Origin of the sequence: uncultured Methanobrevibacter sp., from assembly GCF_902769175.1 — an archaeon.
In the GTDB taxonomy this organism is placed as follows: domain Archaea; phylum Methanobacteriota; class Methanobacteria; order Methanobacteriales; family Methanobacteriaceae; genus Methanobrevibacter.
Genome location: NZ_CACXNW010000021.1, coordinates 39,825 through 56,862 on the forward strand (window position 1 = coordinate 39,825; position 17,038 = coordinate 56,862).

Consider the following 17,038-nt stretch of genomic DNA (forward strand, 5'->3'; position numbering starts at 1 on the left):
AAAAAAAAAAAAAAAAAAAAAAAAAAAAAAAAAAAAAAAAAAAAAAAAAAAAAAAAAAAAAAAAAAAAAGCTTTAAAAATAAAAATAAATTATAAAAAGCACTAAAAACAATTAAAAATAGAAAAATAAAAAAATTTAGTCAAAAGACTAAAAAAATAAAAATAAAACATTAGTTTAACCTATCTCTTTTTCTTAATAATCCAAATGCAAATATTAGCAAAACAACAGTTAAAACCAATATGTATCGGATGTCAAAAGATTTTTGGCTAATAGGATTGTCTTCAAATAATTCAACCATTTTCTTATCATTATTAGAATTCTCGCTAACAAATGTAGAATTCATTTCATCTGATTTAGCGGATTTGCCATATGCTCTGGCTTTTGACTGATTATTCAATAAGTTGCTGGATACAACATTTGATTGATTTTTCAATATATTATTGGATGCATCATTTGTTTGGTCTTTCAAATTAGAGGAATCTGTTCCACTATCTGTTTTTCCATTGGAAGTATCTGCATCTGTTTTATCATCATCAAATTTAAATCCATCATCACTTAAATTGAAACGTTCAAAATGTTCATTGAAATCTCTCGCATAATAATCCTGTAAAACATCAGAATATCTGTTTAGCAATGAAAAGTCCAAAAGGTCAAATAATCCCATCTTTTGATTGGTTGTAGTTGGCTTTATCCTGCTTGAAACATTATTAGGATCCAAAACAGAAGAATCGGTTGGATCTTCATCTCCCCAATTGTTATCATTGAACTTAGGGAACAGATATTTTGCATCAGGCCATTTGACAAATAACTCTTTTCCTAAAGGAGCAGAATTATTTGTAATTATGTTGTCATGCACATTTATGATGGTTGTAGCATTGAACATAGGCTCTTGGATATAAAATGATCCTCCAGTTTCATCAGCTGTATTATTTACGATAATCGAATTTGTGAGGTTAATGCTTCCGGAAACCATTATGGCTCCACCATTAGTGCCTGCTGTATTGTTGATGAAGATACATCTGTCCAGACTGGAGTTTCCAGCCCAACTGTAATAGGCACCGGCCCACTCATCTGCATGATTATACATAAAAATACAATCTTGAACATTACCATATCCAAAAATGCTAACACGAATAGCTCCACCGTCACGACGAGCTGAATTATTTATGAATACTGAATTATAAATATCTGAAATTGCGTAACAGGTAGTTACTGCACCGCCATCATGATCGGCATGATTGCCTATGAATAGGGAATTGTTTACAAACAAATAACTTCTATCCGTTTCATTTCCATAATTTGAAATAGCTCCTCCATTAGTGACATTCAATGCAGTATTGTTTATGAAAATGCAATTGCCAACATAAGCATTTCCTGTTTCAATGCAAATTCCACCACCAAAATTATCTGTTTTCCCATTTATGAGGGTCAAATTATTAAATTTGGCAGTTATTCCAATGTATTGAATGAAAAATATGCTTGACAATTCTTCACCGTCTATAATGATGTCACGTGGATCTCCATTACCTTGAAGCGAAATACTTTTAGTGATATTGATTCCATGAACCTTATATGTACCGGGTTCAATTAGAATGACATCTCCATCATTTGCATTTTCTATCCTATTGATCAAATCCTGTGAAGAGTCTTCTGAATTCCCCTTGGAATTAGAGTTTTTAAGAGAAGAATCAGAACTGGAAACAGTGGATTCGCTTATAGAATTTAAGCCATCATTTCTTAAATCCAAATCATTAAACTCTAACTCATCGTCTTCATAAGTTAAATCTTCATCAAGAATATTTTCATCAATAGATTCTGCACTAATTGAAGGAATGGTAATCAGAAAAATTAACAATAAGCTAAATGATATCCATTTAACTTTTCCCTTGATTTATACACCTCCTTACAAATCGAATATTCAACTTTAAATCTAATAAAATTCAATTATATCAATAATATTAACTTTATTGTTTAACAATATATAATATTTTGCATAACGAGAAATGATGAAAAAACTATATAAAAATAATCAAAATAGGAAAAAATTGAAAATATGAAAAATAATGAGAACACTAAAAATTTAGAGATTATAGAAGTAATAAAAATAATAAAAAGTTAGGATTAAAAAAGAATAAAAGAAAGAAAAAAATTAGAAAAAAATTAAAAAAAAACTATGAAAAAAGAATAAAAGAAAGAAAAAATAGAAAAAATTATAAAAATTAACTATTTTTGAAAAACAATCAGATAATGGGATTTACCTTGAGGAATATCTTCACCACAATCTGGATTTAATGAGAATAAACTCATTCCATGTTCCTTAAAGACTTCTTCCAAATCTTCTGGACTGCTTCTTACAGTAATAGGAGGACCATGTTTTGCTTCCTGCTTTTTATAATCCATGATAGCTATCTTTCCACCTGGCTTAAGAATTCTTTTAAGCTCTTCAATAGCCTCATCCATTCTTCTGGTTGCCTTAAATCCATGCCATACATTGATTAGGAGAATGACATCAACCACATCATCCTCCAAATCGATATGATCAGGAATATCCGCACAAATCGGAATTAGGTTATCATAACCCTTTTCATCTGCAGCCTTCTGAAGGTCTTCAATGGAAGGTTCATAAATATCCACTCCATAGATTATAGCATCATCATCTAAAATCTCTACAGCTTCAAGCGCTGCATGTCCATCTCCACATCCTGCATCCATAAACACTTCATTGCCTTCAAGGCCTAATTCCATAATAATGTCATGAGCATTCAAAAATGACTCGCTTGACCTACCTTGAATGCGATGTCCATTTGCAGGTAACATGCCTGTTGTATTTGCCATAAATAATCACCATTTAAATTAATAGATTTGTTATAAACTTATTAAATAATCAATCGAATATTTAATTTAATTGAAAGAATTTCATCAATGAAAAACGATTGATTAATTGCATATCTTGGAATGATAAAAAATTGCAAAAATATGCTATTTTTTAAAATTATAAAAACTGAAGAATATATTTTTTCTAAAATTCCAAAAATTGAATAATAAATTTTTTTTAAAATTATGAAAATTGAAAATGAAATGATGAAGGACTATTCATCAATTATCTCATAATATGCCCCTTCAGCACATGGAATGCAAACAGGTTTTCCACCACGGTTTAAGTGGCGTCCATCAGTGATTTTTTCACCACAAATTGAACAGTATGTGCTTGTGTGTGGTTTACCAGGCATTTGAGAAGGCTTCAATTCAACATGAACCTTTTCCACATTGAAGAGTTCTTCAGCAGGAGTTCGTTTGAATCTTTCAATCATTTCATCTCTGGTTTCCCTAATCTTTTCCTGTTTGTTAGCATCTGCATCTGAAACCCTAATAGCTTCTCCAGTGTCCATATTATAAAAGGTCACTGCGAATTTGCCGTAGCACATTTGCTTTAGAGACCTTTTTCCCATAGTACATTTAGTGACAGATTGTACTGCATCAGACATGCATCTGTCAATCTCTAAAAATACAATAAGGTTTTTATGACGCTTGTTCAATTCAAATCCCATCAATTCCATACCCTACATAGCAAGCTTGGTACCAATAGCTATTCCACCACAGACTTCTCCGTGAAACTCTTTTGCTTTTGCCAATTGCTCTTCATAATCTTCTACACTTACCATTTTTACACCTTTGATTGTTTTTATCTTTAAATTTCTGATTCAATTAAAAATATTAAATTATTTTATGAATATGATTTTATTTATAAATTAGTTGAAACAACAATTTTTAAATATTTAAAATAATCCATAATCCTTTAAATTAATGAAACAATAATTTCATTTTAAATAATAGCTAATCATTAGAATACTTCTTTGAATAATCCCTCAAAACCAACTCCAAATTAGTTCTTTGAGGAACACAAATTTTCCTATCATTCTCCAATTCAACAAGTTTTACATCAATTCCATATGCATTCTTCAAGTTCTCTTCAGTTAAGACATCTTCAGGCTTTCCAAAGTCAATGAATGACTTGTCCTTCATTATAGCCACCTTTGTAGCTGCTAAAAATGCATGGTCCGGATAATGTGAAGACATTATAACAGCAAGACCTAGTTTAGACAACTGTTCAATGATTTCAAGAAGCTTAATCTGGTTTCCAAAATCTAAATGGTTAGTTGGCTCATCCAATATAAGCAAGTCAGGCTCTTGAGCCAAAACCCTTGCAAGAAATACCAATTGCCTTTCTCCTCCGCTTAAATTAGTATAGCTTTTATCCTTTAAATCTTCAATTCCAAGAGTTTTAAGAGCATTTAATGCTATTTCCTTGTCCTCATCACGAGGAGAAGCAGTTAGATTGATATATGGAGACCTGCCCATCAATACAACATCAAAGACGCTGAATGGGAAAGATGGAACATGTCCCTGTGGAATATATCCAACTATCTTTGCAATATCATTAAATGAAAGGCTATCAATATTGTTTCCATTCAATAAGATGATTCCTGAATTAAGCTTATGAAGACCATTCAATGTTTTTATTAAAGTGGTTTTGCCTGTTCCATTTGGCCCTAATATACATAAGACATCCCCCCTTTCCATTGAAAAGCTAATGTTTTCAAATACGATTGGAGAATCCTTATCATAAGAAAATGAAACATCCTTAACTTCAACTAATTTTGTCATAAAAACACCATAATCCAAAAATTCATAAATATGCAGTAATTACACTTAAAATAACATCCATAAATCACAAGCTAATTCCATTCAGAATATCCTCTTCTAAGCAAATAAAGGAATAATGGAACACCAATAATAGCTGTTAAAATACCAATAGGAATCTCTATTGAAATGAATGTTCTTGAAATATTGTCAATCAACAATAGGAAACTTGCACCAATGCTTAAGGAAGCTGGAAGAAGAATCTTATGGTCCGGACCTACTATAATACGTGTCATATGAGGAACAACAAGACCAATCCAACCGATTATTCCGCTAATGGAAACTGCTGCAGAAGTCACTAAGGTACATGCAACAATGACAATCAGCCTTAACTTTCCAGGATCCAATCCAAGGGACTGTGCCTCTTCATCACCCATTGACAAAACATTCAAATGCCATCTTAAGATCATTATCACAATCACTCCAATAAGCAAAGGAATGATAATCATAGATAACTTATTGAAATTAACTGCAGATAAGCTGCCCATAAGCCAATAGGTAATTTGAGGAAGCTTATCATAAGGGTCTGCCATAAATTTGGCACCGGAAATCAGTGCATTGAAGAATGCAGAAACTGCAGTACCTGAAAGCACAAGAAGAAGAATTCCTCCTGCCCGATAAGACTTTGAAATCACATAAGTAATTGAAACTGAAACCAATCCACATACAAATGCAAACAATTGAATCAATGCATTTCCCATATTTGCTAAGATTGCAATAGCTGCACCAAATCCTGCCCCTGCAGATACCCCTAACAAATCTGGAGATACAAGAGGGTTTTTGAATATTCCCTGAAAAGAGGCTCCTGCAAGAGATAAGCATGCTCCAACAAGCAATGCTGCAATGATACGAGGCAATCTAATTGTGAAAACAATAGAATTCAACTCTGGAGATACAGCTAAAGATGGAAAAATAGGACTAAGAATAGTCTTTATCACATCAATTGGAGCTACCGGATATCTGCCTAACATAAAGGACACAAAGAATAAAAATATTGGCAGTGCAATCAAGAGCAGATATATAAGCAAATTGTCAATATTCAAAGAAGAATTTTCACTCATCAATACAAATCCTTAAAATCATTAAAATTGTCAATATTCAATGAAGAATTTTCACTCATCAATACAAATCCTTAAAATCATTAAATTAAAGGAGAATAGGAAAATATCCTACTCAAAAACCTATAAAAATAATTCACTAATCTAAAATAACTATAAATCAGATTCCTTAAATCCAGAAAATATAATTCGCTAATCTAAAATAACTATAAATCAGATTCCTTTAATCCAGAAGATATTAAAATATCCTTTGCTTCCTCATCACTTAAATCATAATGATAGAAATTGCTATAAAACTCTTTAGTTGCATCCACCATATTGATATTGGAATACTTATCTGGATAAATGACCTTAGCAGTCCAAGGAACACCTATAATAATATTAGCACCTGGAGGCCTGTCAAACCATTTGAATGGAGACTGTGGTGAAAGATAAACCTGATGATTCTTCACTGCCTTTACATTAGCCCATTTTGAATCCTTGTAGACATTATTGTAAAAGTCCTCATCAGTTGCTATTATGACATCAGGATTCCATTTCATTATCTGTTCAATTGAAACTGTCAATTCGCTCCCACTGTCTTTGACTTCAGTGTCTGCTACATTTTTACCTCCAACAAGAGAAATGAGCTGTCCATGAGAAGCACCACTTGCATAAGTGGATAATCCATCTTCACCTGAAGCATAATAAACAGATTTCTTTTCAGATTCTGGAATGGAACTTGCAGTGGATTGAACTTCGCTTAAGTATTTGTCATTAAAGCCAATCAATTGATTTGCCTTATCCTCTACCTGCAAAAGCTTGCCTATGAATCCGATTGTATTCTCTATCTTTGTGACATTTGTATTGTCAGTTACTGCCACAACAGGAAGTGATCCGAATTTCTCTTGTCTTTCATCTACAACAGATAAATCAACACCCATTCCTTCATCGATTCCCTCTACAACAATATCAGGTTCTGATGCAATGAACTCTTCATAATTACCGTCTTGGCTTCCAAACCATCCGCCTACAACAGGAAACTTATCCTTGTATTGGTCTGGAACATATTTGAGTTTCTCATCTGTCCATTGGAAGTTAACCCCTGCCAATTTATCAGGAGCAAGCATATACATTATTGTAGTCATTGGAGGGCTTGTAGCAATAACCCTATTAATATCACTTGGAATGTTTACTGTTCTATTTGCCATGTCAGTTATTGTCTGATTGCCAGATGAGCTAACTGAAGAGGGAGAAGCAAATAAGCTAATGGCCACTCCACAAACTATTAAGGCAAGTAAAATAAGCAATATAATTTTTGTTTTCTTTTCCATACTATTACCTATAAATCATATTAACATGAAATATTTTTCATTTCATTTATATAAATAATTTTCTAAATAATTTAATATTAGTCAGAATTTGAAATAATAGGCAAATTAAAGTTTAAATAAATAAGAAAAATAATACATATGGCATAAGAAATTAGTATAAAATCATTGAAAAAATATATCGAATATAATGAAAATGTACAACATGAAATTGTATGGATAAAGGAAAAATTGATAAAATAAATTAAAAAAGATATCTCAATGGAAATGATAAAAAAATTAAAAAAAAGAATGAAAAAAAAAACGAAATATAATATAGATTTTATTAGCAAACAGATTAATAAAAACAATGAGAAACATATACATTTTATTACCAAACAGATTAAAAAAAAAAAAAAATGAGAAACACATAGATTTTATTAGCAAACAGATTGAGAAAAATAACAAGAAACAAAGAATTAATTTCAAGATTTAGTCTCAGATTAAGTTTTGGATCTGAAACACATTAGTTGAAATTTCACACAATTTGTTACAATCCCAACCATTATATATTCGTTAAAAAAAATATACTTAATATAGTTAATACTAATAGTTCAGCACAATATTAATATAATTTTTGGAGGAAAACTTGTGAAATTAAATACAATTTCATTTTTATGCTTGATATTGGTGATTTTTACTGTTGCTGGCGTTAATGCAAGTGATGTGAATGACACTGTTGTTGCAAGTGATGTAAACGACGATGTTATTTCAAACGCTGAGCAAATTGAGGAAATAAGTGTTTCAGATGATGGAAATCTGATAACAGACACACCAAAAACAATGACAGAATTAAAAGATACAATAGACAGTACCCAAAATGTGACAATTATTCTAAATGACGACTATTCCTATAGTGATGATGATTCTGACTTGAAAAATGGGATTGAAATTAGCAAATCCATAACTATAGATGGACAGGGTCATAAAATAGATGGTGCTGGCAAAATGAGAATTTTCCAGGTTACTGATAATGCAGCAGTTACATTTAAAAATATGGTCCTTTTAAACGGATGGGTTGATGATGAAGAATTTGGAGCTGCTGTCTGGAATAATGGAACAGGAAATGTTACTGCAATAAACTGTACATTCAAAAATAATAATGCAAGCTATGATGGCGGTGCAATCTATAATGGTTCTGCTTTGAACTGTACTTTTATTAATAATTCTGCAACATTTAATGGTGGTGCAATCTATAATGGTTCTGCTGTAAATTGCTCTTTTATAAATAATACTGCTCAAAGAGGTGGTGCAATATTTAAAGGTTATGCTATGAATTGCACATTTGTTAGTAATTCTGCATCTTTTGGTGGTGCAATGGATGGTAATTCTGCTATAAATTGCTCTTTTATAAATAATGCTGCATATTATGGTGGTGGAATAGAAGGAGGTCATGCTACAAATTGCTCTTTTATCAACAATACTGCTGAATATGAAGGTGGTGCAATAGATGGAATTTCTGCTAAAAACTGCTCTTTTATTAATAATAAAGCAAATAATCGTGGTGGCGCAATATCCATGTGTTCTGCCCTAGATTGCTCTTTTGTTGGAAATTCTGCTCCAGAAGGCGGTGCAATTAATAGTAATTCTGCTATAAATTGCTCTTTTGATAACAATACTGCATCTAAAGAAGGTGGTGCAATATAGGATGGCACTGCTGTAAATTGCTCTTTTATTAATAATACTGCTCAAAGAGGTGGTGCAATATCCATTAGTTCTGCTGTAAATTGCTCCTTTTTTAATAATACTGCTGCGGATGGAGGTGCAATCTATAATGGTTCTGCTCTAGATTGCTATTTTGTTAATAATACCTCATCTAAAGATGGTGGCGCATTTTACTTCATGGATGAAAGCAGTTTGACAAATTGTAATTTCACCAATAACCACGCAGAAGAACATGGTGGTGCTGTCTCATTATATTCTAAAGGCGAAATCATAAATTGTAATTTTAATAATAATACTGCATCTAAAGAAGGGGGTGCAATTTAGTTCAAAAATGAGGGCACTCTGACAAGCGGTAATTTCACAGATAACTCTGCTGAATCCAATGGTGGTGCAGTTTACTTCTTTTATAGGAGTAATGTGACAAATTGTATATTCACCAATAATCATGTCTCTCCTTTGGCGGCTGGTGGTGCGATTTACTTCTGGAATGAGGGCACTGTGACAAGCAGTTATTTCACTGATAACTATGATAACTTCAATGGAGGTGCAGTTTACTTTAACGGCGATGGTGAAGTGACAAATTGTAATTTTACCAATAACGAAGCAACTGGTCTTTTCACTTATGGCGGTGCAGTTTACTTCTATAATAATAGTAACGTGGCAAATTGTAATTTTACTAACAACTCTGCTGTGTATGGTGGTGCAGTTTTCTTCTATCGTGAAAGTACTGTGACAAGCTGTAATTTTGTAAATAACACTGCTTTTAATGATGGTGGTGCTGTTAGGTTTATGAGGACTAGTACTGTGACAAGCTGTAATTTCACCGGCAACCAAGCATATATTGGCGGTGCACTTTATGCCTCAAATATACTAAATGTCAAAAACTCTAATTTCATTAACAATAAAGCTGAAAGCACTAGTTTAACATCAGTAAATGATAATAAGTTAGTATTTACCTTTACAGCTAAGGAAAATTATATCAATGCAATTTATTCTGCTAATGTTAACTTTATAAATGTAACTTACTGGAATGGCGCTGTTGTTAACAGTGATGTTTTTGCTCCAGTTAGATCTGATCTTGAAGCAGGTATTGACATTATTGTTGAAGCCTATAACTCTCTAGATGAATTAGTGGATAATGAAACTGTTATGACAAATGCAAATGGTAAGGCAGTCTATGATTATCTCAGTTTGCCTAGTGGAGATTACACATTTAAGGCTTACCATCCAGATGACAGTTATTACACTTACATAGAAAACACGGGCAGCTTTATTGTTCCTCCAAAATTCAATTTGATAGTTTTAGATAATCAAACAGTTTATATAAATCAAAATATCACAATGAAAATAAATGCAAGTATTGTGAATGAGACCAATTACCATTAATCCGAATAATGCAAGATTATTCCTGATTCTGCCAAACGGCACTGAAATCGAAGCATTATATAATGAAGGCATTTGGTGTGCTGATTATGCATTTGAACAAGGAGGAGATTACCTAATCATCGCCAGATTAGAACCGGACCACTTTAATTATGAGGATACTGATTATGTATTTGGTCAAGTGTATTCAGGAACTGTAACCGTTAAAATCAGTGATTACACTATTGGCTTAAATGTTGTTCCAGGTATTGAAGGTGCCGATACCCATATTGATGTAACTGTACCTGAGGATGTGACAGGAACTGTAACCCTAACAATTAAGGTACTGATTATGCTACTGAGAAAGTTTCTGACGGCCGCTATCAAGCTAACCTTACTTTAGTTCCAGGAACTTATCTTGCTAGTGGGACTGTGTCTGATGATTTAAGGTATTATAATAAGACTTCAGAAGTCACTGAATTTGAAGTGGATAAAATCACCCCAACCATCAAGGTAGAGGATGCAACTGCTGAATGGAATGTTTCTGTAACAATCCCTATTGCTGTTGAAGGTGTTGAAGGAATTACTGCTACAGGCACTGTTATTGTTACTGTTGACTGGGAAGCTGATGAAGTAAGTCAATTATTCGATCTTGAAGAAGGTGCTGGAGAAGTCACATTCAGAATAGATGAAACTGTTGGCGAATGCATTCTTACTGTTAGATACTTAGGTGATGAAAACTACACAGAAGCAAACGCTACTGCAAAACTAACCATCACAGAATCTACTGAATTGAACATAGAAGTAACTGACAACAACCCAATTGCTGGCGAAGATGTAATCATTACTGTTATCGCTACTGACGGCAGAGGCCAAGATGTCCCTGTAACTGAAGTAATCGTGACAATTGATGGCAGTGAAGAGCAAATATTATCTGTTGATGAAGATGGTAATGTAAACCTTGGTGAATTAGAGGAAGGAGAACACACAATCACTGTTAAAGTGGATGACGGTGTCCACAAGGAAAAAACAGTTACAAAAGAAATTACTGTAACTCCAATTGAGTTAATTGCAACTGAAATTATTGTTTCAGTTGAAAACATAAGCTATGGAGATAAACCAGTGATTGACTTTAAGCTCACTGATGTTAAGGGAACTCCAATAAGCAACACCCTTAATGTAACTGTTGCAGCTAATGAATACGAAGTCACTACTGACGTCAATGGTAAAGGGCAGCTTGTCATCAACGACACATTGGACGCTGACACTTACCAGGTTGTAGCTGTCTTTGCAGGAGATGAAAATTACATTAAGTCAACTGGAACTTCTTACTTCAACATAGCTAAGAACGCTACCATAATCATCTTTGAAAACATGCAAACCGAAACAGTTGATCCGAAGTTAGATGGAAAAACAGGTGAATGGTTCTACTTCACATTGAAAGATGTTAACGGAAGGCCAATAGCAAACACTCCTATGGAAATCGGATTCAATGGAATAGTATACACATACGAAAAAGATGGAATCTGCACTAATGAAAATGGAACTGCAAAACTCCAAATCAACCTAGGATACAAAGGAGATTACACTTTCGCCATTTGTTTCTTAGGTAATCAAAGCTATAATGCATCTTTCGCAGTTGCTAATATTAAGGTAGAATGTCAAAAACCTACTTTAACTGTTCCCTACAGGTCCTACAAGGTATCCGCTAAAACAAAGACACTTACTGCAACCTTTAAGAATGCAAATGGAAAATTGATTGTCGATAAATGGATTACATTTACAGTAAACGGCAAAACCTATAAGGCAAAAACCAATGATAAAGGTGTTGCAAGTGTTGATGTAAGCATTTCCAAAGCTGGAACTTACACAGTTACAGCCAAATGGGCTGGAGACTCAACTTACGAAGCAATTTCAAAAAAATCAACTTTAAAAATAAGTAAGTAAATTGAATTAGAACATTGATAGCTTACAGCTATCAAATCTCCAATTTTTTTCGCATAAGGGAGAAATAGAAATAAATTTTTTTCAAATAACATTAACACTATGAAAGAAAAATTGAAAAAATAGATGAAGAACAGAAAAAAGAATAAAAAAAAAGATAAAAATAGGCATAAAATAGAATAAGAAAAAAAGTTAAAAGAATAGTAAAAGCCTATTCTAAAACAGTATGTCTATTTTTTAAATCCTCTTCAGTTTTTCCCATAGTTTCCATTAATTCAGAAACCAAACCATCAAGGAAAACTAATGAAGTCAATTCAAAAGCAGTTCCTAAAGGAGTTAAAGAAGTATAATTACCTTTAATTTGTCTTTTAAGGTAGTTTTCATCATCAACTTCTAATTTTGTCCTACCTTTTACATGGATAATTGCATCAGCTAATTGTCCTAAACTGCTTTCAGGATAGGAAGTTAATGCTAAAACCTTTGTTCCTCTTTTTTTAGAAATTTTAGCTGCAGTAACAATAGTGTTGGTTTCACCAGAACCGGAAATAGCTAAAATACAATCTCCTGCATTGATAGCTGGAGAAATGGTTTCACCTACAACATAAGAGCTTAAACCCAAGTGCATTAGTCTCATAGCAAATGCTTTTGCAGCAAGACCTGATCTACCTGCACCGGTTACAAAAATGTTATCTGCAGTAGTGATGATTTCAATAAACTTTGCTATATCATCTTCATTTAAATATTCTTCTGCATCGCGAATATTGCCTAATATTGCCTCAATTGAGGATATCATATATTCCATTTGAATCTCTACCTAAAAATCAATAATAATATTATATTTTTTAGATATTTAAAATTATTTAAATGATTTAAAATATAAATATAAATGATACTGTTAGAAGCTCAAGAGGGATTTAATGCCAAATCGTGAAAATGAAAATATTGGGGACATGGAAAGAGATGAAAAGAACATCATCAAGCCTGAAATTGGGATTGAAATAGATGGAATGTCCTTTAACCATAAGTTTTTTGAAACTTTGGAATCACTATCCAAGACATATTCCCAAAGAAAAACAGCAAAGGAATTGAAAGTGTCCCATTCAGTTCTAAATAGAAGAATCAAAAATGCTGAAGACAAACTTGGGGAAAAACTAGTCATTACTGTCGGTTCCGGATCAGAATTAAGTCCAAAGGGATATGAGCTTTTAGATACCTACTACAAATACAAAAACAGACTGGAAGATAGGGAAGAAATCATCATTGCAGGAGGACACATCATTACAGGTCTTCTACAGGCAATCAGCTATGACTTGCCATTTAAAACCCTAATCTACAGCAGTGATGACGAAAGTGCATATGAACTTGCAAAACAGGATTTGGTAGATATTTTGGCATTGGATGACCCATTGCTTGCTTTTGAAAATGACTTGAATTTCACTGCAATTGCCTATGACCATTTAGTGCTTATTCCTCCAAAAAATGGAAAATCTGTGGAAAAAATCGAAGATTTGGAAGGATTGGAATTTATAGGAGTCAAAGGAAGTGCACAAAGGCTTGCATGGAGCACATTAAGACAGGCAAACATAAACTTTTCCATAGAAAGGGAAGTCAAGTCCCAATTTGATGCATTTAAGATTGTCAGAAATTCTGAAAAGTACTACACATTCCTAAATGCCAGTTATTTCAATGGAAATGAAATCCTAAAAAATGAAACACGTCACATTATAAGCTTGGTTCAAATCAGTGATGCAAAAGAAGACATTTATAATTTAATTGAATATCTACTATTTGATGGTCAAACCAAAATAGGCGAGCAAGGATTTGTACCAATGAAACCTTGGAAAAGCAGATAATTAAATATTATCACCAAACAATATTAAAAAACATTCCATAAACTATTTTAAAAAAATAACCAACCCCCTATTTTTTTAAAAAAAAAATGGCGAATAAGAAACTATTTTTAAAAAAATAACCAACATCGGTTTTAAAAAAAATGGCGAATAAGCAACTATTTTTAAAAAAAAAAACGCCAATAAACTTTTTCATTCAACAAATAAATCAACTTATTTTAAATTACAAAATCTAAAATTTTTAAAAGATAATCATAATTTAACAAAGCGTTTTAAATATTCTAATCACTTAAAAAAATTATAATTATGTTAAAAAATTAATTTAAATGATTATATTATAATCAAATCGTTGAAATAAAATATTTAAATACTTTTTTAAACAAACTAAGCACACAAAATGATTTTAAAAAATCATAATCAATAAATCATCAAAGAAGCTAATTTAAATAAAAATTTACTATTTATGCCAAATAGTAAAAATAAAGAACAAAGAATCAAAATTTAAATAATAAAATAACATAAAGTTAATTTAAAGACAAATAAAGAGAAAAGAGGTGAAAAATGATGGAAACCTATGAAGATACAATGCAAAACTTAAACCCAAATGAGATAATGGAAACAAAAAATTTTCTTAAAAGAGCGTTTAATGCAATCAAAGAAAAATGCATTGAACTAAAAACAAAGTATGAACATTCAAAGTATGAAAAAGGAGCAAAAAAGATTTTATGTCTTATGGAAGAAATTAGCAATTCACTTGAAAGAAATCCATTATTCAAAAATAAGGAATTTTTGGATTTTTTAACAATCATTGAAATAAGCGAGCATATCTTAAAGAAAAAAGAATTATCAATACAACATTTTCCATTAATTGAAGAACTTTGTAAAAAATTTGATGACTTTTTAAGTTTAAAACTAGAATTAAAACTCAATAAAAAAGATTTAACTGAATATAATGAAAAATATGAGGATTTTGAAAATTTTTTATTCAAAAAAGAGGAATATTTCTTCCTTGAAATCTGCCCATATGATGGAAAAGAAAGAGAACTTATCAAAAAAATAGCAAATGTAACAGAAGGTGTTTATTATTAATTGTTTTTTAGATTCCAATGTAATTTGGGAATGATATTTCAATAGGATTCATTAAATAAATTATCTAAAAAAACATAAAAATAATAAAATAATTAAAAAAAAGAAAAAAGATCAAATACTCCCAACAAGTGGAAATATTTTGATCAAACTTTTACGAGCCGAAGGCGAGAAAAAGTTTGGTGGTTATTTGATTAAATCAGAATCAGATTGGTCTAACCATTGATTTACTATTTTTACAGCACAATAGTTACCGCACATGGTACAAGTGTCCTCTTCTTCAGGAGGTCTTTCATCTCTTTTTGCACGTGCAGCTTCTGGGAACATTGCACATTCGTATTGAGCTTCCCAATCTAATTTCTTTCTTGCTTCAGCCATAGCAAGGTCTTGTGAACCGTCGATTTGACCGCTTGCTAAGTCACCAGCATATGCACCGATTCTAGTTGCAATTACACCTTCTTTTACATCTTCAGGAGATGGAAGAGCTAAATGCTCTGCAGGAGTTACATAACAGATGAAGTCTGCTCCAGCTTTTGCAGAAGATGCAGCACCAATTGCAGATACTATGTGGTCATAACCAGGTGCTACGTCACATACAATAGGTCCTAACATATAGAAAGGAGCGTTGGAACACATTTTCTTTTGAATCATTACATTTGTTGGAATCTCATTGATAGGAATATGACCTGGTCCTTCAATCATACATTGTACTCCAGCATCACGGGATCTGTCAATAAGTTCTCCTAAAATAATCAATTCTTGGATTTGAGCCCTATCAGTTGAATCAGCAATGGATCCTGCTCTCATACCATTTGCAAGGGAAAGAACTACATCATGTTCCTTTGCAATTTCCAAGACATAATCAAAGTTAGCATATAATGGATTTTCCTTTTCATTTTCTACAATCCAACCAGACATGAATGATCCTCCACGAGAGACGAGGCCAGTTACTCTACCTTGTCTTTTAAGTCTGGTTAATGTTTCAATGTTGATACTACTGTGAACAGCCATAAAGTCAATACCGTCTTTTGCTTGTTTTTCAATGGTATTGAATAAGTCATCTTCATCCATGTAAATAACAGAACCATGTTCTCTAATGCTTTCAATAGCTGCTTGGTAAACAGGTACAGAACCTACAGGAAGTGGAGACATGTCCAATACTCTGTTTCTGATAACATCCAAGTCTCCGCCAATACTTAATTCCATTAAACAGTCTGCACCATGGTCAATAGCGACTTGTGCCTTGTATACTTCTTCATCAAAGTTTACAATATCAGTGGAAGTTCCTACTGTTGCATTTACTTTTGTTCTAAGTCCAGCACCAATACCAGATGCTTCAATGTCTCTGTTCACATTGCTTGGTATTACAATGGTACCATTTGCAACAGATCTTAAGATAAAATCTTCTGAAACATTTTCAATCTTAGCTACATGTTTCATTTCTTCAGTTAATATGCCTTTTTTTGCATCACTAATTTGTGTCATTTAGTTTATCTCCATTTAGTTTTGATAATGCTAGATTAATATAATTCAATTATTATTAAAAAACAATAATATGAATGAATAAAATAAAATCAAGTTCTTAGAATCACTCAATTTGTATAAATCATGTTGAGGAATGATTAATTTAAATTCAAATATATTTTATTAAAGTAAAATTTAATTTAATTCTATTTTGATTGATTTTATATTCTTATTTTACATACTAATATAATATAAATCTATCTATTTTTTTAGAGCTTTATTCAAGAAAATAAGCATTCTAAGGGCTTTTTTTCAAATAGCTTTGAGTTTTATCAAATACATTTTATTAAATTTTAAGTTTTTTTAATTTTCCTTAAAAAGCATATGAAATCTAAAGAAAAAATAAGGATAATTAAAATAGATTAACAAGTAAATTATATATGAAAATTTAAAAAAAAGAGATAATAAAAACCAATAAAAAAAAAGCATCTAAAACCTAAAGAACAAATAAAAATGATAAAATTAGATAAACAATTAAATTATAGAAAAAGATTTAAAA

The 17,038-nt window shown here is 31.8% G+C and carries 14 protein-coding genes and 2 pseudogenes; 8 read left to right on the forward strand and 8 right to left on the reverse strand.

Going from position 1 to position 17,038, the window contains the following annotated elements:
* Nucleotides 1-169: 169 nt before the first annotated feature.
* The 6 genes and pseudogenes from QZV12_RS08435 to QZV12_RS08460 all read right to left on the reverse strand — a co-directional run bounded on the left by QZV12_RS08435 (nt 170) and on the right by QZV12_RS08460 (nt 7,072).
* Entirely contained in the window at nt 170-1,855 is a 1,686-nt protein-coding gene (locus tag QZV12_RS08435) for a hypothetical protein (protein WP_295620207.1), read from the reverse strand.
* Nucleotides 1,856-2,223: 368 nt separating this feature from the next.
* Nucleotides 2,224-2,835: a class I SAM-dependent methyltransferase gene (locus QZV12_RS08440; protein WP_295620210.1), complete on the reverse strand. Its 612-nt coding sequence runs from the start codon at nt 2,833-2,835 to the stop codon at nt 2,224-2,226.
* Nucleotides 2,836-3,089: 254 nt separating this feature from the next.
* Nucleotides 3,090-3,662, reverse strand: a pseudogene (locus tag QZV12_RS08445) (FmdE family protein).
* Nucleotides 3,663-3,834: 172 nt separating this feature from the next.
* Entirely contained in the window at nt 3,835-4,665 is an 831-nt protein-coding gene (locus tag QZV12_RS08450; RefSeq protein ID WP_295620217.1) for an ABC transporter ATP-binding protein, read from the reverse strand.
* A gap of 71 nt (nt 4,666-4,736) precedes the next feature.
* Nucleotides 4,737-5,762 (reverse strand): FecCD family ABC transporter permease, encoded by a 1,026-nt coding sequence (locus QZV12_RS08455; protein ID WP_394350730.1) that lies wholly within the window; start codon nt 5,760-5,762, stop codon nt 4,737-4,739.
* Nucleotides 5,763-5,965: 203 nt separating this feature from the next.
* The gene (locus QZV12_RS08460; protein ID WP_295620220.1) at nt 5,966-7,072 is read right to left on the reverse strand and encodes an ABC transporter substrate-binding protein; all 1,107 of its coding nucleotides are present in this window, start codon (nt 7,070-7,072) and stop codon (nt 5,966-5,968) included.
* 627 nt (nt 7,073-7,699) lie between these two features.
* On the opposite strand from QZV12_RS08460, the gene QZV12_RS08465 reads away from it, so the two are divergent.
* The 6 genes and pseudogenes from QZV12_RS08465 to QZV12_RS08485 all read left to right on the forward strand — a co-directional run bounded on the left by QZV12_RS08465 (nt 7,700) and on the right by QZV12_RS08485 (nt 12,082).
* On the forward strand, nt 7,700-8,755 hold the full coding sequence (locus QZV12_RS08465) for a pectate lyase-like adhesive domain-containing protein (RefSeq protein WP_295620223.1): 1,056 nt from the start codon (nt 7,700-7,702) through the stop codon (nt 8,753-8,755).
* Between the two features lie 15 nt (nt 8,756-8,770).
* Nucleotides 8,771-8,947: pseudogene (locus QZV12_RS13695) on the forward strand (hypothetical protein); the annotation flags it as partial.
* 3 nt (nt 8,948-8,950) lie between these two features.
* Nucleotides 8,951-9,097 (forward strand): hypothetical protein, encoded by a 147-nt coding sequence (locus tag QZV12_RS08470; RefSeq protein WP_295620226.1) that lies wholly within the window; start codon nt 8,951-8,953, stop codon nt 9,095-9,097.
* An 18-nt stretch (nt 9,098-9,115) separates the two neighbouring features.
* On the forward strand, nt 9,116-10,159 hold the full coding sequence (locus QZV12_RS08475) for a right-handed parallel beta-helix repeat-containing protein (protein ID WP_366925555.1): 1,044 nt from the start codon (nt 9,116-9,118) through the stop codon (nt 10,157-10,159).
* On the forward strand, nt 10,140-10,538 hold the full coding sequence (locus QZV12_RS08480; protein ID WP_295620232.1) for a hypothetical protein: 399 nt from the start codon (nt 10,140-10,142) through the stop codon (nt 10,536-10,538). The genes QZV12_RS08475 and QZV12_RS08480 overlap by 20 nt, the downstream gene beginning before the upstream one ends.
* A gap of 29 nt (nt 10,539-10,567) precedes the next feature.
* A complete protein-coding gene (locus QZV12_RS08485) occupies nt 10,568-12,082 on the forward strand; it encodes an Ig-like domain repeat protein (RefSeq protein WP_295620235.1) in 1,515 nt (504 codons plus the stop codon).
* 208 nt (nt 12,083-12,290) lie between these two features.
* Here the strand turns inward: QZV12_RS08485 and hxlB are convergent, their stop codons facing one another.
* Entirely contained in the window at nt 12,291-12,881 is a 591-nt protein-coding gene (gene hxlB / locus QZV12_RS08490; protein ID WP_295620238.1) for a 6-phospho-3-hexuloisomerase, read from the reverse strand.
* 115 nt (nt 12,882-12,996) lie between these two features.
* Here hxlB and QZV12_RS08495 point away from each other — a divergent pair, with 115 nt between their 5' ends.
* Nucleotides 12,997-13,932: a LysR family transcriptional regulator gene (locus QZV12_RS08495; protein WP_295620241.1), complete on the forward strand. Its 936-nt coding sequence runs from the start codon at nt 12,997-12,999 to the stop codon at nt 13,930-13,932.
* Between the two features lie 561 nt (nt 13,933-14,493).
* A complete protein-coding gene (locus QZV12_RS08500) occupies nt 14,494-15,018 on the forward strand; it encodes a hypothetical protein (protein ID WP_295620244.1) in 525 nt (174 codons plus the stop codon).
* Between the two features lie 183 nt (nt 15,019-15,201).
* Here the strand turns inward: QZV12_RS08500 and thiC are convergent, their stop codons facing one another.
* Complete coding sequence (gene thiC / locus QZV12_RS08505) at nt 15,202-16,500, reverse strand: phosphomethylpyrimidine synthase (RefSeq protein ID WP_295620247.1); 1,299 nt, start codon at nt 16,498-16,500, stop codon at nt 15,202-15,204.
* Nucleotides 16,501-17,038 lie beyond the last annotated feature (538 nt).

What these genes read in the sequence shown, in the direction of transcription:
- thiC (WP_295620247.1), bottom strand. Translation starts at nt 16,500, where the DNA reads ATGACACAAATTAGTGATGCAAAAAAAGGCATATTAACTGAAGAAATG.
- QZV12_RS08500 (WP_295620244.1), top strand. Translation starts at nt 14,494, where the DNA reads ATGGAAACCTATGAAGATACAATGCAAAACTTAAACCCAAATGAGATA.
- QZV12_RS08455 (WP_394350730.1), bottom strand. Translation starts at nt 5,762, where the DNA reads ATGAGTGAAAATTCTTCTTTGAATATTGACAATTTGCTTATATATCTG.
- QZV12_RS08470 (WP_295620226.1), top strand. Translation starts at nt 8,951, where the DNA reads ATGGATGAAAGCAGTTTGACAAATTGTAATTTCACCAATAACCACGCA.
- QZV12_RS08495 (WP_295620241.1), top strand. Translation starts at nt 12,997, where the DNA reads ATGCCAAATCGTGAAAATGAAAATATTGGGGACATGGAAAGAGATGAA.
- QZV12_RS08460 (WP_295620220.1), bottom strand. Translation starts at nt 7,072, where the DNA reads ATGGAAAAGAAAACAAAAATTATATTGCTTATTTTACTTGCCTTAATA.
- QZV12_RS08450 (WP_295620217.1), bottom strand. Translation starts at nt 4,665, where the DNA reads ATGACAAAATTAGTTGAAGTTAAGGATGTTTCATTTTCTTATGATAAG.
- hxlB (WP_295620238.1), bottom strand. Translation starts at nt 12,881, where the DNA reads ATGGAATATATGATATCCTCAATTGAGGCAATATTAGGCAATATTCGC.
- QZV12_RS08480 (WP_295620232.1), top strand. Translation starts at nt 10,140, where the DNA reads ATGAGACCAATTACCATTAATCCGAATAATGCAAGATTATTCCTGATT.
- QZV12_RS08440 (WP_295620210.1), bottom strand. Translation starts at nt 2,835, where the DNA reads ATGGCAAATACAACAGGCATGTTACCTGCAAATGGACATCGCATTCAA.